We start from the raw sequence: 25,152 nt of genomic DNA on the forward strand, positions 1-25,152 counted from the left end.
TTAACGCCCTTTCTCGTCGTTAGGATGGACGGGATCCATGATATGGGATGAAGAATGATCCACTTGTTCCTTCATTTGATTACCTAATTTTGTTTTGTTCATCGGATGGAGGAAGGAAGGCCGGTTCTTCATTTTCCACAACGGCCCTCGGGTCAGGAGATCCCGCATGCCTTGAAAGTTCCCAGGGACAAATGGGCTTAGGTACGGGACCCCGAACGATTTAAGTGACAATAAATGATTGGTAATCAAAATGATACCAACCATGACGCCGTATAGACCGAAGATACCGGCTAAAATGATCAGCGGAAAACGAAGCAGCCGAAGAGCCAGAGCCGCATTGTAGGCTGGGGTTGCAAAAGAGCCAATGGTCGTTAAAGCGATAATAACAACGGTTATCGGGCTCGCGAACCCTGCCGCTACCGCAGCCTGCCCGATGACGAGGACGCCGACAATCGATAAAGCTCCGCCGACCTGTTGCGGCAAGCGTATGGTGGCCTCCCTTAAAACTTCCATCGAGATTTCAATGACAAGCACTTCAATCACGGCTGGGAAGGGAACGCCGGCACGCCCGCCGGCAACGGCAACCGCAAATTCTGTGGGGATCAGTTCCGGATTAAACGAAATGATCGCTACATACAGCGAGGGAAAGACCAATGAAAATACTAGTGCAACCAGACGGGACATTCGAATCGCACTCATCAGGACGAAGCGTTCGGTATAATCTTCAACGGTCTGATAGAACTGGCTGAACACCGTAGGCGCGATTAAGGCAAGAGGGGAGCCGTCAACCAGAATGGCGATTCTCCCTTCCAGCAGATTCGCCACGACTTTGTCGGGCCGCTCGGTATACTGGATTTGCGGAAACGGAGACCAATGGTTATCTTCGATGAATTGTTCCAAATAACCTGAATCCAGAACGGCGTCGATCTCGATTGCATCCAGCCGCTTTTGGACTTCTTTTATGATGCCGGGATTGGTTATGCCGTCCATGTAACATATGGCAACTTTGGATTTGGTCTTCGTTCCGATCTCCATGGATTTCACTCGAAAATCCGGTGTTTGCAGCCGATAGCGGAGTAGAGAAATATTCGTTCCCAAGGACTCTATGAATCCCTCTCTGGCCCCGCGGATGACCTGCTCCGTCGCCGGCTGCTCAATAGCGCGCTGCGTGATCTGCCGTGTGTCAATGATGATCGCCTCGCCCATCCCTTCAATGGCTACGACGGATTGTCCCCTTAGCAGGTTGTCGGTAATAACGGAAATTTTTTTCTCCGAATAACCCTCACTATGATAAAGCGTATCTTTCATTATGGTTTCCATTAACGCATCGTGCGGGAGGTTATGAACGTCGATATGGCGCGGCCCATATTTAAGGGGCTTTAGGATCGTGTTATTGATGACGGCGTGATCCGTCATATCGGAGAAATATAACAATACAGCCGGATGCTGACCGAACACTTGGAAACCATATACCATAAAATCGTCACTATCACCCAGCACTTGCTTGATTTCGGATAAGGTTTCTTCGAGATTGACCGATATGTTCATATCCTCTGAGTTCTTCCCATTCGGATTGGCAGAAAGATTATTGCTATTGTTGGGCTGGTTCGAATCCGCCCATGTGGAAAATGACATTTTACAAACACCTCTCCTGATTCACGGGTCACAGCATTTGGATATTTTGATTAAGTATTTCCTCTGGTTGTTATTTTTATCAATAGAAGTAATCCATATCGTTTGTTAGGAGTCCGTTTCCGAGAAGATCATGTTGTGGGAAGTGAATAATCAGCAAGAAATATGTTGTATTTCATATATGTATGCGATATATTGCATATAACAAACATAATGTGTAAGGATGATAATAACTATGCCAGTACCTAAGAATTTTGTCTCTCCCGTACGGATGACCGCAAAGGAAAGAGCGTTTTCCCAAATTCAACGGTGGATTATCGATGGCACGTTGCAGCCCGGCGAGAAATTGCTCGACGCTGAATTGGCAGAGTCTCTTGGCGTAAGCCGAACACCGATCCGGGAAGCTTTTCAACTGCTCGAAGTACAAGGACTCGTGTCCACGCATCCCGGAAAAGAAACAAAAGTTACAGCCATTGAGAGGGAAGATATTTTTAAGATGTATTCGACCATGGCTGCTCTGCAAGCACTAGCTGCCGAAGTGGCCGCTACCGTTATTATTTCGGAGCAGATCCAGCAATTGCGGGCGATGAATCTGGAATTTGAAAGTGCCATGAAGAGCGGGCAAGCGTACCAAGCCATGGAACTGGACGAACAGTTTCATAACTTCATCGTGGAACTCTCCGATAATCCTTATGTCGCTGCATATAGCGCTTCTCTTCAGATGCATATCCGACGGTTTAAATACGTGTTCCTAAAACAACCGATCGCTGCTACACAAGCTTCGGTCGATGAGCACGCATCGATTATCAGTGCTTTCGAGCAGAAGGACAGTAATCGGGCACAGGCGATGATGAAACAAAATTTCATGCGTCCCATGCAGGAACTGCATGGATTACTCTAAAAAGACAGGAGAGGGAAGAATGACAAACAAAAAAGACTTACGTATTCGCAGTAAAGTAATCAGTGAGGGTGTCAATCGGGTACCGAACAGAGCGATGCTGAGGGCTGTTGGTTTTACAGATGAGGATTTCAAGAAACCGATGATTGGCGTAGCCAGCACTTGGAGTGAAGTCACTCCGTGCAATATGCATATAGACAAGTTAGCCTTAGAGGCCAAGCAAGGGGTACGCAACCATGGCGGCGCCCCGCTTATTTTTAACACGATCACGGTTTCGGATGGCATTTCGATGGGACATGGCGGTATGCTGTTCTCCCTGCCCAGCCGCGAAGCCATCGCGGATTCGATTGAGATCGTGACGGGGGCCGAACGATTCGATGGTCTCGTGGCGATCGGCGGTTGTGACAAGAATACGCCCGCATGCCTGATGGCGATCGGAAGGATGAATATTCCTGCGGTTTATGTTTACGGGGGTACCATCCAACCCGGGAAACTCGAAGGCAAGAACGTGGATATCGTTACGGCTTTTGAAGCGGTCGGGCAATATCATGATGGAAAAATGTCAGACGAGCAGCTCCATAAGGTTGAGTGCAGCGTCTGCCCGGGACCCGGCTCCTGCGGCGGGATGTACACAGCCAACACGATGGCCGCTGCGGCAGAAGCCATGGGAATGAGCCTGCCCGGGTCATCCTCCACACCAGCTATATCACCTGACAAAGCAGCGGAATGCGCTGCCGCTGGAAGGCAGGTCATATCCCTGCTGGAGCATGAGATCTATCCCAGGGACATCATGACCAAAAAGGCGTTTGAGAATGCGATAACGGTTGTCATGGCTTTAGGCGGTTCCACTAACGCGTTCCTGCATTTGCTCGCCATTGCTCATTCGGTTGGTGTTGATTTGACGTTAGACGATTTCGAGCGAATCCGTTTGCGCGTTCCCCACCTCGCAGACCTCAAGCCAAGCGGACGACATGCCATGCAGGACTTAAACGAAGTGGGCGGCATACCGGGCGTCATGAAAATGTTGCTCGCCGAGGGACTTCTGCATGGGGATTGCCTGACGGTCACAGGCAAAACTTTGGCAGAGAATCTGGCGGAGGTTGCACCTTTAATGGACAGCCAGGAAATCATTCACCCTATCGATAAGCCGTTGAAGCCAAATGGGCCATTGGTTGTGCTAAGAGGTAACCTCGCACCTGAAGGTGCGGTTGCCAAAATGTCGGGTATGAAGAAGCTGCGTTTTGTCGGACCGGCCAAGGTGTATGACAGCGAGGAGGATGCGACCGAAGCGATTTTGAAAGATGAAATCCACAAGGGTGATGTGTTAGTGATTCGTTATTGCGGTCCAAAGGGCGGGCCGGGTATGCCGGAGATGCTGTCGGTAACGGCTCTCATTGTAGGCAAAGGTCTCGGAGGGGAGGTTGCGTTGATTACGGACGGCAGGTTCTCGGGTGGATCCCATGGGTTCGTAGTTGGCCACGTGTCGCCAGAAGCGCAGGTAGGAGGACCCATCGCGCTGCTGAGGAATGGGGATATGATCACCATCGACAGTGAAACGCAAGAAATGAACTTCGACGTATCGGATGCAGATTTCGCTGCACGGGCACAAGCATGGCAGCAGCCTCCACTCAAGGTTTCCACAGGCGTATTATACAAGTATGCCCGATTAGTGTCCTCAGCTTCTAAAGGTGCGGTTACCGATTCTGCAGATTAAGATCATGTTCCAGCCTGAATGATGGGCTATGTAAACAAGCTTTTGCGATTTCGCAAGAGCTTGTTTGCATATGGATGGACCAGGGCCATATTCGCAATGATCAGCAATTACCTTTGGATTCTCTATATTGAATAAACACAGGGAAGTGCTTTTGACATCAATAGATCAAAATGCTGGCCAAAAAAGCATGGGGAGACTAAAAATTATGGCCAGGGTATGTTATGATTTTTAAATCATTATTTTTGCAAGCGTTATCATTTGAAGCGTACATATCGATTTATAATGTCCTGTTGGTCCTGTTCTTTACATCCAATACCAAGAAGGAGCAGACGATATTGGGAACATTCAAATCCAAAATACTCATTTACAGTTTACTGCTAGGATCCTTCCCGACGATTCTCATCGGATTTTTCTCTTATTTCATTGCCGCCAAAGATGTGGAGGAGAAGGTAAACGAGGGAAATATGCATCTATTGAACCAGACCCGGATGAGGGTCGAGCAGGTGCTCGATTCCATGCAAAGAACCGCCTTGCAGTTTGAGAACTCTTCGCTGCTGAAGTCTGTGATGGACAGCGAGTTAAGCGGACAGGACTTTATTAAGGTCCGGGAACTGATGAAGGAAATGTTTAACCTGCAGACGCAGACCATATTAAATCAGGTGTATGTCGTTAATCTGAAGCATGAATGGGTCGTGGATTTATATTCCCTCAAGCCCCTGGAGGGCGTGAACAAAACCGAGTTCGACCGGTATCTGGATACCAATGAAAGCATATTCTGGGCAACGGGATCGGGAGAGATTACGCAAAACGCGAATCCGGTGGAGGCGGATCATTGGAACAGCGCGGAACGAACGGCCACAACCCTTCGGCTGGTGCATAAAATACCGCTGCTAACGAAGAACGCGTCCCCAACAGGTATTTTGATCCTGCAAATCACTGCCAAAGATATCCGGACCATGCTGGAACCTGACAATTTGCGGGCCGCCCAGTATATTCTGAACGAGCAGGGAGAGGCATTTCTGTCGTCGGTTCAAGATCGGGAGGCATACCGTTCGATCAATGGAGAGGTCTCGGCAAGGATTGCGCAGTCCGGTCAGCTCCAAGGTGCATTCCACGCAGAGAGCGAAGGCAAAAAGGTAAGCGTGCTGTATGCCAAATCGGAATATAACGGATGGACCTATGTATCCGTGGTATCTCTGGATAAAGTGACGGACCAGACGGGGAACATTGCGCTGATCACAGCCGCCGCCTGTTTCGGGATCATTGTGACCGTGCTGATCGCTTCCTGGTTTGGCAGCCGGAGAATGTATTCTCCAATCCGCAGACTCCATGAGTTTGCGACGAACGTTCAACCGCAGCAGGCCGATGACAACCGCAAAGACGAGTTTGAGTTCATCCGGGAGAGCCTGACCTCCCTTGCCGTTTCCAGAAACGAGCTGGACAAACAGATGAAATCCCAAACAGTCCATCTGCGGGAGTTCTATGTCCTGAAGCTGTTTACTGAGCAAATGTCCGGAGCCGATGACAAGTACGCTTCCGAACGCTATGGGTTTCCCGCGGGCTGGGGAAGTCTCGGGGTGCTGCAGCTTGAGCTGGATAACCTGCAGCAGTCGCGGTTCCAGGAACAGGACCGGGAGCTTCTTCTGTTTGCGGTAAGCAATATTGTCTCGGAAACCTTGCCGGAAGAAGCCCGTTTCAGTCCGATCGTGCTGAATCATTCCCAGGTGACGCTGCTGACCTGTAAAGAAGAGGATGCCGAAGCCGGGCAGGCTTTGTTCTATGAGACCGCTCAGCACATCAAAGCCAAGGTTCAGGAATACCTCGGGCTCGAATGCAGCATCGGCATCAGCCACCCGTTTAAGCGGTTGTCCGATGTGAAGCGTGCCTATAAAGAAAGCGGCGCAGCACTTAAATTGCGATTTGTGCTCGGGTCGAATATCATCGTACGCTATGCCGATATTGAGGATCAAGGCAATGCAGAGAAGACGGTTTACACGAAATTAAGATTGATTGAAGAACAGATGATGCTTGCCCTTGAAGAACGGCAGCTTGAGAAGGTGGAGCAGCAGTTTCAGCGTTATTTGGATGAATTGCTGTGCAAGGACGGACTTTATCAAGAGCATCATTTATTGCTGCTGCAGCTTGCGTCGAGGACCATATGCATTGCCCAGGAGCAGGGACTATCGATGCAGCAATTATGGAATGGCGAAGAGGAGCTGAAGCATCTGTTCAGGCTGCAGACACGAAGCGAAATTTCGAGCTGGTTCCGCTCCAGATTGTTTAAACCTGTGATCGGGATTATGGAGGACATGGCGGATAAGCAATTCGTAAACATTACCCGCCGAATCGTGGAGCTTGTGCAAGAGCAGTATGATAAAGACATTTCACTCGAATATTGCGCGGCGGTCATGAATTTTAATCCGGCTTACATCAGCCGGGTATTTAAGAAAGAGATGGGTGTACCCTTCAGTGAATACTTAAGCGAGTACCGAATGAATATAGCCAAAAACTTGCTGGCCACTACCGAGATGAAGGTCTCGGAAATCGGCCAGAAAGTGAGCTACACGAATATCAGCGCCTTTATTCGTACGTTCCGTCGGACATTTGGGGTAACTCCCGGTCAGTACCGGGAGCAGCATCGTGAAGAAGGTTAGCTTGGGTCTAAGCAGTCGATCCGAAGATGAAGACACACCCTGCATGATGGCTCAATTTTTGGTAAGCCACCATAACAAATGCTTAATGGAGCTGTTCCATCCGTAGATGTTCTGCGGTGGAGCAGCTTTTTTGCACCCGTACGGAACCATTGTAAATTTTGATTCGGAACCATTTGTTCCATGGCTAATGTAGACGGCGAAGATCCAGCTCTTATCTGTAAGTCATATGCGGCATATAGAAGGTGGAATACGGCATACACAGGGAATTTGGTGAAATCCTGTAATCCTTGCTGGGAAGGCATTCACCGAGGGCTGGTGCGTGAAGTCATGAACGGAGTATAGCCGGACACGGAGATGGTGACGGATAATAAGTCCGTGAAAACGCATACAACGAACAAAAACAATGTTCAAACAGGCAATGCCCGTGCTTCCGAAGTGAGTTTTGTCCGAAGCACATTCAAGAAGTAACGCTTACCAAACTAAGCGCATGCTTCCGAAGTGAGTTTTGTTCGAAGTTCATTCAAGAAGTAACGCTTACAAAACTTTTAGGAGAGGTGCTATGAACACAAATCAAGCTCCGGCAACAGTCGGCCCGCAAGTAAAGAGGGAACTGCGCCTGGAGAAACGAAAGCTCTTACTAAGGGATCTAGTCAGGGACAGATGGATGTATCTGATGCTGCTGCCAGGCGTGCTGTATTTTATCGTATTTAAATACGTGCCGATGTACGGGGTGACGATGGCTTTTCAGGATTACAAGCCGCATACCGGGTTCTTCGGCAGCCCGTGGGTCGGGTTCAAACATTTCGAGCGCTTTTTCAGCGAGCCGCAATTTTGGATGCTCTTTCGAAACACCATCATTCTAGCGTTATATAATCTGATCTTTTTCTTTCCGCTGCCGATTATATTGGCGCTCATGCTGAATGAGCTGAGGCGGGAACGCTTCAAAAGATTTGTACAAACCTTGATCTACATCCCGCATTTTGTATCCTGGGTTGTCGTTGTCGGTATTTTCTATATATTGTTTACGACCGAGAACGGCATTCTGAATGAAATCATTTATCAGATAACGGGCGAGAAAATCGCATTCCTGCTGGAGAAGGATTGGTTCCGAACGATGATTGTTTCCCAGTCGATCTGGAAGGAAGTAGGCTGGGGTACCGTGATCTTTCTTGCCGCCCTTGCAGGCGTAGACCTGCAACAGTATGAAGCCGCACGGATCGACGGAGCCGGACGCTGGCGCCAGCTGTGGCATATCACGCTGCCGGCCATCCGCAGCACGATCATCATTTTGCTTATTCTTCGTTTAGGCAACTTCCTGGACTCGGGCTTCGAGCAAATCTTCCTGATGATCACGCCGACGAACCGGGAAGTGAGTGAAGTATTTGATACGTATGTATATACCAAAGGGATGACGCAAGCACAGTACAGTTACAGCGCAGCCGTCGGATTGTTTAAATCCTTTGTCGGATTGATTCTGGTTCTCGGTTCAAACTGGATGGCCAAGCGATTTGGGGAAGAAGGGGTGTACTGAGTAGATGCCCACGGATGTTTTTTTTGAAATGACAGGAGGGAATAAACGTGCGTCAAGATCAAACCTGGGGCAATCGCCTGTTTGATATCATTAACCATTCGATTTTATTCATCGTTGCGATCGTGTGTGTTCTTCCATTCGTGTATGTGCTGGCGGTTTCGTTTGCCAGTCCGGCTGAAGTCGCCAAGGGCGGGTTGATTCTATGGCCCAAAGAATGGTCGCTCGTATCGTACCAATATATATTCTCGTCCGACACACTGCCGCGAAGCTTGCTCGTTTCGATCTATATTACGGTAGTAGGGACGCTGATCAATCTGGCGTTTACATCGCTGATGGCTTATCCGTTGTCCAAGCCTCATCTCCGGGGCAGAAATCCGATCCTGCTCGGCGTATTGATCACGATGCTGTTTAGCGGGGGGATGATACCGACGTATTTCGTCGTGAACGGGTTGAATCTGACCAATACGCTGTGGTCCTTGATGATACCAAGTGCCATCAGTGCGTTTAACCTGATCGTGCTGAAGAATTTTTTCCAGCAAATTCCCGACGGGCTGGAGGATTCGGCTAAAATCGATGGCTGCAATGACTTGGGAGTTCTGATTCGAGTTGTGCTTCCATTGTCGCTGCCAGCGATGGCCACGTTCGGTTTGTTTTACGCGGTTGCTCACTGGAACACGTTTTTTAATGCCATTCTATACATCAATGATAACGAGAAATGGCCGATTCAGGTCCTGCTTAGGGAAATCGTGATTTTGGCACAGAGCCGGGTGGGGGATTCCAGCTTCGACGAAATGGACGTGCAGCCGTTAACGATTCGAATGGCGGTCATCGTTTTTGCCACCGTGCCCATTCTGCTCGTGTATCCTTTTCTGCAGAAGCATTTTGCGAAAGGCGTCATGCTGGGCTCTGTGAAAGGATAACCGGTTGGATGTGCCTTCTTCCCATAAGAGTGCGAGTTCAATAAGTCTTCCCGAACTACTTCGTCATGGGAAGACGAATTTTGAACTACCTCATAAGAGGGTTTCAATAGAAATGAATATGGAGGGGTAAAGATGAAGAAAAGATGGATGACAACCGCTATGGCAATGCTGGCGGGGATGATGGTTGTAACGGCCTGCGGGGACAAGAGCGGCGGGAGCGGGGTCAATGGCGACGGACCTTATCCGCTCACCATGGTGGTTAATCAGGTTGGGGAAATACCCGACCCGAAAAATCAGATGGAGGAAAAAATACGCGAATATACGAATACGGATCTGCGGATTCAGTGGATCCCTTACTCTGCATACGACGAGAAGGTTAACGTCATGGTCGCTTCCAATGAGCTTCCGAAGCTGATCAAGCTGAACTATACGCCAACGACGATCAGCTCACTCGAAGCCGATCTGTTCTGGGACATCACAGCCCATTTGAAAAATTACCCGAATTTGGCCGCGCAGCCGCAGGCCTATTACGACAACATTAGCGTGAACGGCAAAGTGTACGGCATCCCCCTGTTCCGGGACATGGGCCGGGCGATCGTCAGCTACCGCAAGGACTGGCTCGATGCAGCCGGCTTGAAGGAGCCTGTCACCCTGGATGATTGGTATGAGATTATCCGGTACAGCACGGAGGAGGATCCGGATGGCAACGGAAAAAGGGACACCTACGGGATGATGCTCGACAAAGGCTATAACCAGGGGACGGCATCAACGTTAACCCGGCTTGCCGTTTCCCAAGGCGCACCGAATAAATGGGGCATTGACGAGCAAGGCAACTTCTATCCGGAGTTCGTATCCGAGCAGTTCTTCGAGGTCATGAAGCTGTTTAGAAAATTATATGAAGAGAAGCTGATTAATCAGGATTTCGCCGTGGTTGATTCCTCCGAGCTCAATAAGGTGTATGAATCGGGCCGCGCGAATATCCGGATCTCCGGCGGTAACGGTCAATCGCTGCAAACCAAGCTGGAAAAGGTTGTTCCGGAAGCGGTTGTCGACGTATCTCCGCTGCAAGGTCCTGAAGGCGTTCGCGTTCCGGGGGAAAGCGGAAATACCGGCTTCCTGGCTATCCCCAGATCAACGGTCAAGTCTGAAGAAGAGCTGGCTAAAGTGCTGACCTTCGTTGACAAACTGCTGGATCCCGAGATGGTCAATGTTATTAATAAAGGCATCGAAGGCGTGCATTACAAAGTCGAAGGAGATTATACCGTAACGATCGATGCGGATAAGGACGCTCAAGAAGTCAAGCCTTATCGGGATACGTTTCCGCAACGGGGCGATTTGTACAACATGGAGAAGAAACCGAAAGGAACGGAGCTGTTCAACAAGAACAAACAAATCGTGTATGAGAACGAGAAGTACATTGTACCGAATCCTGCGCTTACCCTGAAATCGACGACTTACAATGAACGCGGCGGAGAGCTGGAGCAGATCATCACCGATGCACAAACCAAGTTCATTATGGGGCAGATTGACGAGGCCGGCTGGAAGGCGGAAGTGGAGAAATGGAGAAAGAGCGGCGGAGATCAAATGGCTGCAGAATATAAAGAATCTAACACGAATCAAAAATAGCGGTCATTGAGCATGTAAACGAGAGACAAAGCGGCAAGGAAAAGGAAGTGCATTTGGTGTACTTGGCTGCTTTGTCTCTCGCTACTGCTTATAACTTGCTTAATGATCGAAAGAGCATTTCACACGGCTGCCTTTATATGCATATCAATCATTCACTTATATAGAGAGGCAAATTAGGAGCTCTCGGTTCATGGGCTGTCCGTTTTCGTTCCAATTAGCACGAGATCAAGATGGTTCGTTTTAAGCGCGCCTGCTGGCTTAATTTGCAGCACAAGACCATCGCGGTCAAAACGGCAGGTAAGAATAAACATCTGCTGTTGTTCCAGCAGCTGAATGTGGATCAAGCAAGTCGACGGGTCTGCCCATACTGCAGCGCACGCGGAGGGAAGCCCGAAAAAAGGATCTGGGCCGATATGCCAATCATTCATGGAGCAAACAACCCTGGGACGACCGGTTTCATGAATGAAGGTGAGTTCACAGGATTGCTCACTGAACGTAAAATAACAACTTGTCCATCCCGGCTCGTTAGCAGTTAGGCGATATTGCTGCCCCGAGACCTGCACGGCTTTACATGAGATAGAGCTTCCATCCGGCAGATGGAGCTTCAAGGCGCTCAGACGCTGCTGCATCCGGTCATAACCGGCATCATCAAGGGGGCAGGACTGCTGCATAAAAGGAACCAGATGGGACCATACGCTATCGAGGATTCCTTGGTGCTCATCCCGGTTCAGCATGGTGTTGGCCGTCGAGACAAAAACGGCGTCATGGTCTGGAATGACAAGGACGAATTGCCCGCCGGCGCCGAAAGCGCAGTAGGATTGACGTCTGGCCCGCCAGAACTGGTATCCGTACCCCCTTCGTCCTTCCAGCAGAATACCGGCACTGGAGTTATCAACGACCTTGGACGTGCTTAACTCTACCCAGCCCTCCGGCAGGATCCGGATTCCGTTCCACAGCCCGTCCTGCAGATAGAGCTGACCGAATTTGGCCAGATCCTCCGTGGTGCAATAGGCTCCGCTGCCGCCCTGGTTAATTCCGAGCGGGCAGGTCTCCCACTCGATATCCTGCATCCCGAGGGGCTGAAACAAGCGGTCATCGAGATAGTCATGCACGGTGGTCCCCGTAACCCGTTGGAGAATGGCGCACAGCGTATGCGTACCTGTCGTATCGTAGGCAAAGACGGTCCCCGGGGGATGACTCGGCGGCGTATGAAGGTATTCGAACACGATATCCCTGGCCTCCTTATTGGTTGATCTTCGGTGGACGGTTTGCATACTCAGCAGATGTCGGATAGTCATATCGGCAGTATACGGGTGTACGGTCTCCGGCTGCTTATCCGGAAAAAAATGAATGACCTTGTCCTCCAGGGAGATCCGTCCTTCACCGATGGCAATGCCGACGGCTGCCGATGTCAAGCTCTTGCTGACGGAGAAGATCGGATGCCTTAAATCCTTGTGAAAAGGGGAGTAATAACCTTCGGCAGCTACTTTGCCATGCCGAAGCAGCATAAAGCTGTGCAGGTTCATATTCCTTTCCGTCATATCCTCCATAAAGCGGAGAATGGCGGAAGGAGGAATACCGACGTCCTCCGGACGGACTCGAGCCAGTGCAGTCATCATCATCAACCTCTCGTCTGATTGGATGTACCAGGAGTGTAGGGCGGATACCAACGGTCTTGGCCGCTGAGCACATGTTCGATGGTAAACCGTTTAGCCTCGGTCTCAGTGAGCTGCCTGGACCACGCAACCCGCAAGGAGGGGGATGCTCCGGGGCCGCGGCTGCCGAATTCGGCATAACGCGATGTTTCTTCACGGTCCGGTTGGTTCCAATTATGCCAGCCCTGTGGATGAACGGAGCCGTCCATCTCGGATCGGATGAACACCACATTGGCATAAGCACGCCAAGGCCGGCCAAGGTATACGTTCTCAACACCGGGTGCTCCCGAGATTTTGCAATCGATAAAGACATAGCCAAACTCCGCTTCCTCCGGCGTATTGGCTGCGGTCAGGTAACCACCGGACCGCTTGCAGTGGATGGTGCACCGGTCGAATACGGCCGTTGCAGGCCCAAATATAAAATCGACATCGCCCTCGATATAACATTCGGCAAAGAAATGACGTCCGCCGGACACATAGAGCGTATCTTGATCACCTTCAAGTTTTACATACCGAAAGGACACCCGGTCGGCATCGATAAAGGCAGCGACTGCCTGACCCGTCCCAGGACCGGAATCATTGCGGATGGTCAATTGTTCGGCGCTGAAATCATTTGCGCAGATATAGAAGCTTCCGCTGCGAAAGGTCCCGAGGGGTTGTCCATCTTCATCTAAGGTGTGGGCGTTATCCGAATAGGTAAGAATCGTTTCTTCAGGTCCTTCACCGATCATACGGATGGCTGGTTTCGATGAAGGAATGTTGATTTTCTCACGGTAAACACCTTTTTTAATTTCGATGATGACAAGACAATCGGACTGTTCGGGAATCGAGTCGATTGCAGATTGCACCGTCACGAAGTCGCCTTGCCCGCTGGGATCTACTGTGATTTTCATCGATGAACACGCTCCTCTATGGATTTTATATCTATGTTATCGAATTGGAGATTCCAATAAAAACATCTCCGATGTTTAAATCGAGTCATTCTTTGCCTTTTTTGCCGGATTTGAAAAAAAACAGCTTCTTAGACTTGTTTTCTAGAAGGAGAGAAGACTGAGAAATAGAGCATAAAATGCAAAATATGCGGATGATTCAGCATCAAATCCGGAATTTTTATCGTTTATGTTTCTTTATAATGAGGCTTGAGATTAAATCTTCCAAGGATATTGAGGTGAGGCGGTTTTGAAGCAAGAGAACAAATGGTCCGTCCGGACGGCGGAAACCATTCTCCGTCAAGCGGACAGCGAGGGACTTCACCCGGAAATTGCCCGCCGATGGGCGTATGTACCCGGGATGATGCTCATGGCGATCGCCCGCACAGGGGATTTTTATAACAAGGACGATTATTTTGAGTTCATGAGGCGGCATATGGATCTGTTTGTCCAGGCGGATGGGAGCATTCGGGGGTACAGGATCGAAGATTATAATCTGGACCAGATCAACCAGGGGAAAAATTTGTTTGCGCTAAGTGCCAGATTTCATGACTCCCGTTATGAAAAGGCTTCCCATTCCCTGGCCGCCCAGCTGATCGGCCAGCCCAGAACGACGGACGGCGGTTTTTGGCACAAAAAAGTATACCCCTTTCAGATGTGGCTGGATGGGCTCTATATGTCTTCGCCGTTTCTGGCCCAGTATGCCAAAACCTACAACCGACCTGAACTGTTCGACGAGGTAGCTCACCAACTTCTGCTTGTGGAGCGTAGAACCCGGGATCCCAAGACGGGCCTGCTCTATCACGGATGGGATGAAGCGAAGGAACAGGTATGGGCCGATCCTGACAGCGGGCGGTCCCCGCATTTTTGGAGCCGGGCCTTGGGCTGGTATGCAATGGCGCTTGTGGACAGTCTTGAGTTTTTTCCGGTAGATCATCCGAAGCGAGGTACGATGATTGGCATACTCGAACGTCTAAGCCGAGCGCTGGCACGTTATCAGGAGAAAGAGAGCGGGCTGTGGTTCCAGGTGCTCGATCAGGGCTTCCGGGAAGGCAATTATCTTGAAACCTCCGGCTCCTCCATGTTTATTTACGCTTTGGCCAAGGGCGTTCGGCTCCAGTACCTGGAGCAGTCTTCAAGACCTGTTGCGGAGCGGGCTTACGATGGTTTGATTCAGCGGTTTGTTGAGGCTGGCGAAACCGGCGTGCATCTTCATTCCATATGTCATGGGGCGGGACTCAGCGATGACCGAAACGGGTCGTATGAATATTACATCAGTGAACAAGTGGTGTCCGATGCCCAGATTGGCGTGGCGCCTTTCATCCTTGCCAGTCTGGAAATGGAGCGGTTACTAGATTCGTTATAGGAGGAGGAACTGAATGATGCACTCATCGTCAACAATGCAATCACTACAGAACAAACCATGGATGTCGGATCAGGGTGACGGGACGTTCGTGAACCCGGTGCTTCATGCGGATTATTCGGATCCGGATGTGATTCGGGTCGGGGAAGATTTCTATATGACGGCCTCCAGCTTCGGCCATCTGCCGGGACTGCCGATTCTGCACTCGAAGGATTTGATCAACTGGAGGATTATTAATCATGTGCTGCCCCGAATGGAGCTGCCGGGCTATGACGTCCCTCAACATGGGAACGGCGTCTGGGCTCCGGCCCTTCGGTTCCATGACGGCAAGTACTGGGTGTTCTACGGGGATCCGGATGTCGGCATCATGATGAGCACAGCTGCGGACCCGGCAGGCAGCTGGACGCCTCTGCACCTGGTTCAAGAAGGGAAAGGCCTGATCGACCCGTGTCCGTTCTGGGACGATGACGGCCAGGCCTACCTGGTTCACGCGTTTGCCAAAAGCAGATGCGGCATCAAGCATTTGTTAAGGATGTGCCGGATGTCCCCGGACGGAAAGCGCCTCTTGGATGAAGGTCAGATTGTCTTCGACGGGACCGAGCGTCATCCGACGATGGAAGGGCCGAAGATGTATAAACGAAATGGTTATTACTATATTTTTGCGCCTGCCGGGGGAGTATCTACGGGGTGGCAGACCGTGCTTCGGTCAACCTCGGTCTTTGGCCCCTATGAAGACAAAATCGTACTGCATCAAGGCGATAGCCCGATTAACGGCCCGCATCAGGGCGGCTGGGTAGAGCTGGATTCGGGCGAATCCTGGTTTATGCATTTTCAAGACAAAGGGGCCTACGGAAGAATTGTTCATCTGCAGCCGATACGCTGGGTGGATGATTGGCCGGAGATGGGTGCCGATACGAATGGAGACGGGATCGGCGAACCGGTTCTGCGTTATCCGAAGCCAAACGTAGGCGGGGAATACAGGATTGAGGCACCGGACGATTCAGACGAGTTCGAAGACGCTCAGCTTGGTCTGCAGTGGCAGTGGCAGGCCAATCCGAATCCGGCCTGGTATGCATTCGAGAAGGAAAGCCATTTGCGATTATTCGCGTTCCCGGTGCCGGAGAACCAGCCTTCGCGCACGATCTACGATGCTCCTCACTTGCTGATGCAGAAATTCCCGGCGGAAGTATTTCATGCGGAAGCCAAACTGGATGGGACTGCGCTAAAGCCTGGTGAACGGGCGGGCTTGATCGTATTCGGACGAACATTCGCTTATGCTGCCATTCAGATGAAGGCGGACGGCTCCGCCATGGAAATTATTCAGGCCCAAGGGAACGGCTCGGAGGAGAATGTGATGTGGTCTGACGGATTGGATGAAGGGGAGGTAACGATTCGGGTGACCGTTCATCCCGGTGCTCAATGCCGCTTCTATTTTGCTTCTGTCAACGGTCCTTTCCTGCCGTGCGGAGATAGGGAGTTCGAAGCCGAAAAGGGTCACTGGGTTGGAGCCAAGCTCGGATTGTTCGCGGCAAGTGCGGAAGAACAAGCGGACAGAGGGTATGCGGATATCGACTGGTTTAGGGTTGGAAGAGGAGAGATATAGAAAGAGAAAGCTTACGGGGCTGCTCCAAGACGGTAACAACGTTGGAACAGCCCCGATTCTATACATGACGCTTGCGGTACTGAAGAGGCGTGGTTCCCGCGATTTTTTTGAAGGTTTTATTAAAGTGGGCAATATGCTCAAATCCGGCTTGCTCGGAGATGAATTGTACGGATTCTCTGCTGTTCACGAGCATTTTCTGGGCTTCGCGAATTCGTACCACCTGCAGGTACTCGCGAAAGTGAAAGCCTGTCAGCTTGGTGAACACTCTGCTGAGATAGGAAGGGCTGATGTAAAACTGCTTGGCGACCTGCTCCAGCGTAAGCCTTTCATGATAATTGGATTTGATGTATTGGGCAATTTCTGAAATTTTCTGGTGCATCGGATGCTCATATTCATGGGTTTGGAATTGAAGCGTGGTCTCGATCCGATGAAGACGGATGAGCAGCTCGTTCATCCACGCGCGCACCAATGAGCTGTAGTGAGTCTGCTCCGTTTGGCATTCTGCGAGCATCGAAAGGAGCAGCCGTTCGATTTCGGGCTGATGCTTCAGCGGAATGCGAACGAGCCTGGACGTCCCGTGATCGAGCAGCTTGGCGACGCCGGCATCGCCCTGTTCGATGAAGTTTCTGGAGAAGCTGATCAGCACCCGCTCGAAGGTCAGTTTATCGGAGCTTGCCGTTGAGTGGAGATCATGCGGGTTCACGATCATCATATCCCCTTTTTTGACGGTAAACACGTTATCGTCCATGAAGTAGACCCGCTCACCGTTAAGCAAGTAATACAGCTCAAAGTAGGGATGCTCATGCGGACGGGGCATGCTGCTGGAACCGTTTCGCGACATGTATTGGATGGAGAAATCATGATCTCCGATGTGGTACTTGGGCTGCAGCCGGTCATTCATTCCTCATTAACTCCTTAGTTCGCATGGTTGGATTACCACCGATTGTGATCGTAGAAAATTATATATCATGCCTGCAGCCGATCTTCAAGGGCTTTGAACGCAATCGGCAACAATTTTTAAGATGAAAAAAGTATGAGTTTTCTGCGGAGCAGAAGTATTTTTAACCCCGGAAGGAATAGAGGTCCCGATGGAACGCCATGGCCGTGTCATCGAAATGCCTACCGAACGAGGCGAAAGGTGTATCGTCATGCCGGTATAGATCGAAAAAGCAATCTTACAAAAACGGAGGTACACATGATCAAACAAACAGAAGTAGCGATATGTCCTGACTTACCTGTGATCCCGGATTATATAGTAACGATTACGGACTATGGAGCCGTTGGAGACGGTGTATATGACAACACCGAGGCATTTCATCAAGCGATTGAAGCCTGCGCAAAGGCCGGTGGTGGGAAGGTGGTCATCCCTCCCGGGATCTGGCACACAGGTCCATTGACTCTGCAGAGCCGGATTGAGCTTCACGCCTCTGCCGGTGCGCTTGTTGTGTTCAGTAAGCAATTCGAGGCTTATCCAATCCGGATGTCTAGTTATGAGGGCAGGCAGATGTTCCGCTGCCAGTCTCCGCTCGATGGAGAAGGGCTGGAGGATATCGCGATTACCGGCGGCGGCATCTTTGACGGAAGCGGCGAAGCCTGGAGGCCCGTTAAGCAAGGGAAGCTGACGGAAAGCCAGTGGGAACGTTTAATTCACTCCGGCGGCGTCGTTGATGACGAGGGACTGTGGTGGCCTACGCCGGCAGCTCGGGACGGTGAGGAAACCCTGGCTCGGATCGAACAGTCAGGCAGCGAGGATCCACATGACTATGCGCCTGTGAGAGATTACCTGAGGCCTAATCTGCTCAGCTTGAGAAACTGCAAACGGATCCTGCTCAGCGGCCCCACCTTTCAAAACTCCGCAGCCTGGTGCCTGCATCCATGGGCATCGGAGCAGATCACCATTCAGAACATTACCGTCCGCAATCCATGGTATGCCCAGAACGGGGACGGTCTGGACATCGATTCGTGCAAATACGTGTCCGTGGAAAACAGCTCGTTTGATGTAGGAGATGATGCGATTTGTCTGAAGTCCGGCAAGAATGAAGCCGGGCGCCTGCTGGGAAAGCCGAGTGAGCGGATCAGCATCCGGAACTGCACCGTTTATCATGGCCACGGCGGCATCGTGGTCGGCAGTGAAATGTCCGGAGGCATCAAGGATGTATACGTATCCGATTGCACCTTCATCGGCACCGATATCGGCATTCGTTTTAAAAGCTGCCGCGGTCGCGGCGGCGTGGTCGAGAACATCTTCATTGAAAGGATCCGGATGCGGGATATCGACGGGGATGCGATCTCCTTCAATTTATATTACGAAGGGAAAGCCGGCTCCGGCGAGTATCAAACGGAAATGATGCTGCCGGTTACCGAGGAAACCCCCGTATTCCGGAATATTGTTATTCAGGATATGGTGTGCAGCGGCGCGCACACTGCGCTGCTCATCAACGGCTTGCCGGAGATGCCGGTGGAGAACTTGACGGTGATGCGGTCGGCAATCACAAGTCAGGAAGGCATTGTATGCCGAAATGGAAAGAACCTCAGCATTCAGGACATCGTCCTTCGCAATCAGGAAAATCAGCTGCTTCTCTTTCACCAAAGCCGAAATGTTCAGGTGGCGAATGTCAGCGGAGAAGAGGGCTCGCAGGATGACCTCCTGCTGGTGGTGACCGGGGAACGGTCCAGGCATATCGAATGCTCGGGGCTGAAGGCCGATAAGGCTAGGCAGATTATGATTTCTTCTGAAGTGGAACCTGGGGAGGTCGTGATCTAGTAGCTTTGCTGTTGGATTCATTAAGGCTTAGAAAGGAGGTGATCAATTTATAACCGTTGCAAGCATTTCAAAATAATAAGGAGGTATGCAATTGAAAGCAGCAAAATGGTTAAAGCAAATGCTTGTCCTCACCATGCTGTTTACAAGTTTTTCCGGCGGAGCCGCTTATGCTGAGGAGGGCCCTGAAACCGTAACCCCGTCCAATTTCTCGCGAACGCCGGCATTTCCGGGTGCCGAAGGCGGTGGAAAGTATACGAGCGGCGGCCGGGGCGGCGACGTGTACGAGGTAACGACGCTGGCCGACTCGGGCCCAGGCTCGCTTCGTGATGCGGTCAGCGCTGGAAACCGGACCGTTGTATTTAAAGTCGGCGGCATTATCGAGCTGAAATCACCCCTTAAGATTCTTGGAGACAATCTGACGATTGCCGGTCAAACGGCTCCGGGCGATGGGATTACGGTCATCGGATACCCGACGTCCTTCGATGGAAACAATCTGATCATCCGTTACATGCGCTTCCGGCTGGGCGATATGAACGAAACGGAAACAGACTCTTTTGGCGGGCGGTATAAGAAAGATATTATCATTGACCACTCCTCATTCAGCTGGTCCGTTGACGAAGTGCTCAGCCCTTACGGCAACGAAAATGTCACGGTGCAGTGGTCGATCATTGCGGACGCCATGCATATTAGCAAACATGTCAAAGGCAGACACGGCTACGGCGGGATATGGGGCGGCAAAAACACCAGCTTTCATCATAATTTGATTGCCCACAACTCCAGCCGTAACCCGGCGTTTGACAGCACGGCAGGCAATTCCCACGATTTCCGCAATAATGTTGTTTACAACTGGGGATTCTTTGCTTCGTACGGAGGCAAAGGGGCGGTTACCAATATGATCAACAATTATTACAAGCCCGGCCCCGAAACGGAAGTGGTTCGGTTTATGAATGCGGAGAGCACCGGGAGCTACTATATTGACGGCAACGTTATGGACGGATATCCGGAATATACACAGGATAACTGGTCCGGCGTTCATAAGTATCCGAATTACGTGAAGCTGGAAACTCCCGCTTCCTTTGCCAATCCATTGCCGACCGAATCCGCCGAAGAGGCTTATGCAGCGGTTATGCAAAGCGCTGGCGCCACCCTGCCCAAGCGGGATGCCGTCGATGCCAGAATCATCCATGACGTTATTCACCGAACCGGCATGCATATCAACTCTCAGAATGAAGTAGGCGGTTATCCGCTCGAAGAACCGGTTAGATCCTCGTTAGAAGATGATGATCATGATGGAATGCCGAATGATTGGGAGATCGCTCGCGGGCTGGACCCGATAGACCCGAGCGACCGCAATCTGGCCAATGAGGAAGGATACACGAAGCTGGAGCTGTATTTGAATTCCATTACGGGAAACGGATCAGCTAATCCCTCTGCAGTCATTACTGCTCCGGCGAACAACACGGTGGTCAAAGCCGGAGCGAACGTGACGATTGAAGCGTCCGTTTTCGATGAAGACGGAAGCGTATCGAAGGTCGAGTTTTACCGGAACGGAGAGAAGGTTGGAGAGGACGACAGCATGCCGTTCCGCTATGAGTGGACGGACGCTGCCGACGGCACCCATTATTGGGCGGCGAAAGCGATCGACGATACGGGAACGATGGCGTTCTCGACAGGCGTGATCGTTCATGCGAACACGGAAGGAAGCATCGATCCTTGGAGGTCGGCCGATATAGGCAGTCCGGGAATACCGGGACACACGCAGCTAGGTAAGGGCCCCGGCGCAGTGACCGTCAAGGCGGCAGGCGATATCGGCGGCACGAAGGACGTCTTTCATTTTGCCTATCAGGAAATTGAGGGCGATGCTGAAATTGTTGCCAGGGTTGAAAGCATTACCCCAACGAACGAGGAAGCAGAAGCCGGCATCATGTTCCGCGAGAGCCTGAAGGAGGATGCTCCATTCGTTTCCCTGGTCGTCCCTTATATTCGTACGGGGAAAAGAGGTGTTACCCTCAGTCGAGCCGAGGAGGGCGGAGAGGTTGCGAGAATTCAGCCGGAGCAGCAATTTCAGCTGCCTTATTGGATCAAGCTTGTCCGTAAGGATAACCAATTCACATCGATGATCTCTCAAGATGGAACCAGCTGGACCACGGTCGGAAACGTCCAAGTCGATTTGCCTAAGCTAGCCCATGTCGGACTCGTGGCGGATGCGGCCAAAGTGAACAATGAGACGTGGAAATACAATACCGCCACATTTTCCAACGTGAATCTATCGGCGGATACAGGCAGCGGTCCGAAAACCGTGTATTATGTGAACGATGACTTCGAAAATCTTGAAGCCGGCTCAGTGCCTGACGGATATGGCGTGATCCCGCAGCCTCAAGATGCGGATCATACGGTCACGGTGGAACAAGTCCCCGCCAATTCTACGGGCAACGGTTCGGAAAAGGCGCTGAAGGTATACGATAATGCCGTGGGCAGCACAGGGTTTACCCTAAACTTCCCGCAGCAGTTGGGTACGGTTGTTGTCGAGACGGATTTCATGTCACCGGCCATGCCCGGCACTTCGGTTTTGCTTCAAATCAAGGATGCAGGAGGCACCAAGACGCCGATCGCTCTAGAGGTGCGCAAGCCTCAGTTACCGGTTCAGGAGGATGCCTACGCGCTGGTCTACAAGAACAAGAATGGGCAAGACGTCAAGCTGACCGGCCTCCCGGCCGCCAACCGCTGGTACAATCTGAAAGTCATTGCGAACGCGGCCGCCAACACCATGGATATTTACGTGGACAACGTGCTGGCAGCGGAGCGGGTTGAGTTTAGGGACGATATGCGGACGTTAGGGCTGGGAAGCGCCTTGTTCGGGAGAACGCCCGGAACCGGCAAGGGAACCTATTACTTCGACAACATCAAGGTATACGTAGAGCCGGCAGCCGCGCCTAAAGGCTTGCGGGCGATCCCGGGGAACGGAAAGGTTCAGCTGGATTGGAGCAGCGCGCAAGGAGCTCTATCTTATACTGTTAAAAGAAGCACGACCAACGGGGGACCTTACGAGACCGTTGCTACCGATTGGAGTGCTTCCACTCCATCGTTTACGGATACGAGTGTCATCAATGAAACCACTTATTATTATGTGGTTACGGCCGTGAGTGAGTTTGGAGAAAGCGATCCCTCCAACCAAGTGCGTGTCACGCCGTCGGTGAATGCCGTAAAGCCGCAAGCGCCGATGGAGCTCGCGGGACTTGGCCGTCACACCCAGGCGGATCTTACCTGGCAGCCGGTGGAGCACGCGGTTACCTATACGGTAAAACGAAGCGAGAGCCAGGAAGGGCCTTATATCGAGGCGGGACGCGTTGAAGAGCCCTTCTATAGAGATACGGGGCTTGTAAACGGTAAAGTCTACTATTATGCGGTGACGGCGACTAGCGTTGCCGGCGAAAGCGATGCGTCGGACCCGGTCGAGGTCCGCCCAGTGGCGCCGCTAGAGTCGCCAGCAGGTGTTAAAGCGAGTGCCGGCGATGCATCGGCGGTGATCTCGTGGAATGCCTCACCCGAAGCTTCGAGTTATCAGATCAAGCGAAGCACCGTTCATGGCGGCCCTTACACGGTCATTGCCGATCAAGTAAAGGATGTCCGCTATGAGGACAGCGGCTTGGAGAATGGGAGGGCCTACTATTATGTCGTTTCCGCACATAACCGCGCCGCCTCCAGCGCGAATTCTGAAGCGGTTCGGGTCATTCCATTCCCTGCGAATACGGCGCCGCCTCCCGGTGATCTTCGACTAAACCCGGCCAAGGACCGCGTCAAGCTCTCCTGGTCAGCCGTAGGAGGAGCAGCTTCTTACCAAATTACAAGGTCGGAAGCCAGAAACGAAGAAGGTAAAGTCATCGCGTCTGATTTGCGGCAGCCCGGATTCATCGATACGGATGTCGTTACCGGTAAAACCTATTATTATTCGGTCAGGTCGGTGAACGGGAACGGACCGGGCGTCGGAAGCGATCCTCAAGGAGCAACGCCTGCTTCCGTCATCGTCGTGGCGAAAGACGGCACAGGCATGTTTACGAGCGTTCAAGCCGCGGTGGATTCCATCCCGGATGGCAATACGGACCGAACGATAATCTATATCCGTAATGGAATCTATGAGGAGCAGGTTACCGTTCCCAAGACGAAGCATGCCGTGAGCTTTATTGGCGAGAGCAAGGAAAGGACGGTCATCACCTACACCGGTATTACCGGTACCGGATTCAATGAACGTGCCACCGCCGTCGAATCCGATGATTTTACCGCTGAGAACATCACGTTTGCGAATGGAGCGGGTCCTCAAGGCCCGGCGCCCGCGCTGGACCTTCGGGGAGACAGGGCCTTTTTCAACCATGTCCGCATGATCGGTTATCAGGATACGTTCTTTGTGAACAATGCTGGCAAACGGGTGTATGTGAAGAACAGTTATATTGAAGGTGCGGTGGATTTTATCTATGGACCTGGAATCGCTGTGTTTGACCAGAGCGTCATTCACAATGTTCGTTCAGGCGGATATATTACCGCTGCCAGCACGCCGGAAAATCAGCCCTACGGATATTTATTCCTCAACAGCAAGATTATAGGAACGGAAGGAATCGAAGATGTCTACCTTGGTCGTCCATGGAGACCATTTGCCCACGTGCTGTTCATGAACACGGAAATGGAAGGAATCGTGCACGATAAAGGCTGGCATAACTGGGGACGACCGGATAACGAGAAAACCGCCAAATACTATGAATATAACAATACCGGACCTGGTGCGGCAGCCGAAGCCCGCGCGAATTGGTCAAAGCAGCTCACGCCGGAGGAAGCGAATCTGTACACGGTTCCCATGATGATGAAAGGATCGGATGGCTGGAATCCGACCATGATGCCGGTTCTTCCGGAGCCTTACGCGGAAGAAGACGATACGCCGCCGCACACAACTTCCAAATTAACGCCGGAACAACCTAACGGCCTGAACGGCTGGTACACGGTGCCGGTTACCGTTGAATTGAGCGCGCAAGACGACGGTTCGACCGTTACCGAAACCGTCTACAGCTTGGACGGCGTTACCTGGACTCACTACTCGGGGCCGATCGTTCTGGATCGGGTAGCGGCATCGGCTGCGATATATTATCGCTCCGTCAACGCTGCAGGTATAGAGGAAAGCATCCAATCCGTTCCATTGGCCATTGATCTGTCCCCGCCGGACATTCGGGTAGAGCCACTGGCACAGGAGGGAGGATGGAATGTCTCCAGCGATTGGACGCCGGTCATCCATATGAGTGATTCCGTTTCCGGCGTCGACGACAGCCGGACGGTCATCAAGCTGGACGGCCAACCCGTCCCACCCGGTGAAGCCATCCCGCTGTATCAGATTCCGCTCGGAAGTCATGTCTTAACCGTTGAAGGGGCAGATCTTGCAGGCAATACGGCAGCAGCTGAGATTGAATTTCAGACGTTTACGAGCACCGGCGATATGATCGCTTTGATCGAACGGTTCCTGAGCAGCGGAGAGATTGGGAATGCCGGTATCGTCAATAGTTTGACGAAGAAGCTGGAGAAGGGGAATCTGGGCAGCTTTGAGAACGAGGTCCGGGCACAGCGGGGCAAGCATCTGTCGGAACTGGCGGCAGACGTCCTGCTCCGGCATGCCGAGGCATTAAGGAAAGATATTATATAAGTTCTTCTTAAGCCCTCAAATGTTGAATCAAGTTCGCACTATTCCAGAATACACAAAACAGGGATGATGAGATCCCTCAGATTGTCGAGAAACCCTGCACTTTTTTCAAAGTACAGGGTTTCTCCCTTTTTAAGTGGTCACTTCAAGAGGGGAAATGGGGGGATTACCCCCTGTTTTCCAGGC

The 25,152-nt window shown here is 51.5% G+C and carries 14 protein-coding genes; 10 read left to right on the forward strand and 4 right to left on the reverse strand.

Annotation, left to right across the window (positions count from 1 at the left end):
• Nucleotides 1-1,635: a spore germination protein gene (locus DP091_RS30220; RefSeq protein ID WP_113061718.1), complete on the reverse strand. Its 1,635-nt coding sequence runs from the start codon at nucleotides 1,633-1,635 to the stop codon at nucleotides 1-3.
• A 232-nt stretch (nucleotides 1,636-1,867) separates the two neighbouring features.
• Here DP091_RS30220 and DP091_RS30225 point away from each other — a divergent pair, with 232 nt between their 5' ends.
• The 6 genes from DP091_RS30225 to DP091_RS30250 all read left to right on the forward strand — a co-directional run bounded on the left by DP091_RS30225 (nucleotide 1,868) and on the right by DP091_RS30250 (nucleotide 10,975).
• A complete protein-coding gene (locus DP091_RS30225; protein WP_113061719.1) occupies nucleotides 1,868-2,533 on the forward strand; it encodes a GntR family transcriptional regulator in 666 nt (221 codons plus the stop codon).
• Nucleotides 2,534-2,552: 19 nt separating this feature from the next.
• Nucleotides 2,553-4,244 carry a dihydroxy-acid dehydratase gene (gene ilvD / locus DP091_RS30230; RefSeq protein ID WP_113061720.1) on the forward strand — a complete coding sequence of 564 codons (1,692 nt, stop codon included), beginning with the start codon at nucleotides 2,553-2,555 and terminating at the stop codon, nucleotides 4,242-4,244.
• A 335-nt stretch (nucleotides 4,245-4,579) separates the two neighbouring features.
• Nucleotides 4,580-6,898, forward strand: a complete 2,319-nt coding sequence (locus DP091_RS30235; RefSeq protein WP_113061733.1) for a helix-turn-helix domain-containing protein — start codon at nucleotides 4,580-4,582, stop codon at nucleotides 6,896-6,898.
• Nucleotides 6,899-7,457: 559 nt separating this feature from the next.
• Nucleotides 7,458-8,429: an ABC transporter permease gene (locus DP091_RS30240; protein WP_113061721.1), complete on the forward strand. Its 972-nt coding sequence runs from the start codon at nucleotides 7,458-7,460 to the stop codon at nucleotides 8,427-8,429.
• A 47-nt stretch (nucleotides 8,430-8,476) separates the two neighbouring features.
• A complete protein-coding gene (locus tag DP091_RS30245; protein WP_113061722.1) occupies nucleotides 8,477-9,349 on the forward strand; it encodes a carbohydrate ABC transporter permease in 873 nt (290 codons plus the stop codon).
• Nucleotides 9,350-9,481: 132 nt separating this feature from the next.
• A complete protein-coding gene (locus DP091_RS30250; RefSeq protein WP_113061723.1) occupies nucleotides 9,482-10,975 on the forward strand; it encodes an extracellular solute-binding protein in 1,494 nt (497 codons plus the stop codon).
• Nucleotides 10,976-11,163: 188 nt separating this feature from the next.
• On the opposite strand, the gene DP091_RS30255 is transcribed toward DP091_RS30250, so the two are convergent.
• Both DP091_RS30255 and DP091_RS30260 read right to left on the reverse strand, forming a co-directional pair.
• Nucleotides 11,164-12,597, reverse strand: a complete 1,434-nt coding sequence (locus DP091_RS30255) for a serine hydrolase domain-containing protein (RefSeq protein ID WP_113061724.1) — start codon at nucleotides 12,595-12,597, stop codon at nucleotides 11,164-11,166.
• Nucleotides 12,597-13,523, reverse strand: coding sequence for a pectinesterase family protein (locus DP091_RS30260; protein WP_113061725.1), 927 nt, complete (start codon nucleotides 13,521-13,523; stop codon nucleotides 12,597-12,599). Before DP091_RS30260 ends, DP091_RS30255 begins: the two co-directional genes overlap by 1 nt.
• A gap of 286 nt (nucleotides 13,524-13,809) precedes the next feature.
• Here DP091_RS30260 and DP091_RS30265 point away from each other — a divergent pair, with 286 nt between their 5' ends.
• Nucleotides 13,810-14,925, forward strand: coding sequence for a glycoside hydrolase family 88/105 protein (locus tag DP091_RS30265; protein WP_113061726.1), 1,116 nt, complete (start codon nucleotides 13,810-13,812; stop codon nucleotides 14,923-14,925).
• Nucleotides 14,926-14,941: 16 nt separating this feature from the next.
• Nucleotides 14,942-16,525, forward strand: coding sequence for a glycoside hydrolase family 43 protein (locus tag DP091_RS30270; RefSeq protein ID WP_373456963.1), 1,584 nt, complete (start codon nucleotides 14,942-14,944; stop codon nucleotides 16,523-16,525).
• A gap of 58 nt (nucleotides 16,526-16,583) precedes the next feature.
• Here the strand turns inward: DP091_RS30270 and DP091_RS30275 are convergent, their stop codons facing one another.
• Nucleotides 16,584-17,426: a helix-turn-helix transcriptional regulator gene (locus DP091_RS30275; protein ID WP_113061728.1), complete on the reverse strand. Its 843-nt coding sequence runs from the start codon at nucleotides 17,424-17,426 to the stop codon at nucleotides 16,584-16,586.
• Nucleotides 17,427-17,720: 294 nt separating this feature from the next.
• On the opposite strand from DP091_RS30275, the gene DP091_RS30280 reads away from it, so the two are divergent.
• Nucleotides 17,721-19,289: a glycoside hydrolase family 28 protein gene (locus DP091_RS30280; RefSeq protein WP_113061729.1), complete on the forward strand. Its 1,569-nt coding sequence runs from the start codon at nucleotides 17,721-17,723 to the stop codon at nucleotides 19,287-19,289.
• A gap of 91 nt (nucleotides 19,290-19,380) precedes the next feature.
• Entirely contained in the window at nucleotides 19,381-24,969 is a 5,589-nt protein-coding gene (locus DP091_RS30285; RefSeq protein ID WP_181469964.1) for a pectinesterase family protein, read from the forward strand.
• The last annotated feature ends 183 nt before the right edge of the window (nucleotides 24,970-25,152 follow it).

Source organism: Paenibacillus sp. MDMC362, from assembly GCF_003269305.1.
Classification (GTDB): Bacteria; Bacillota; Bacilli; order Paenibacillales; family Paenibacillaceae; genus Paenibacillus_AQ.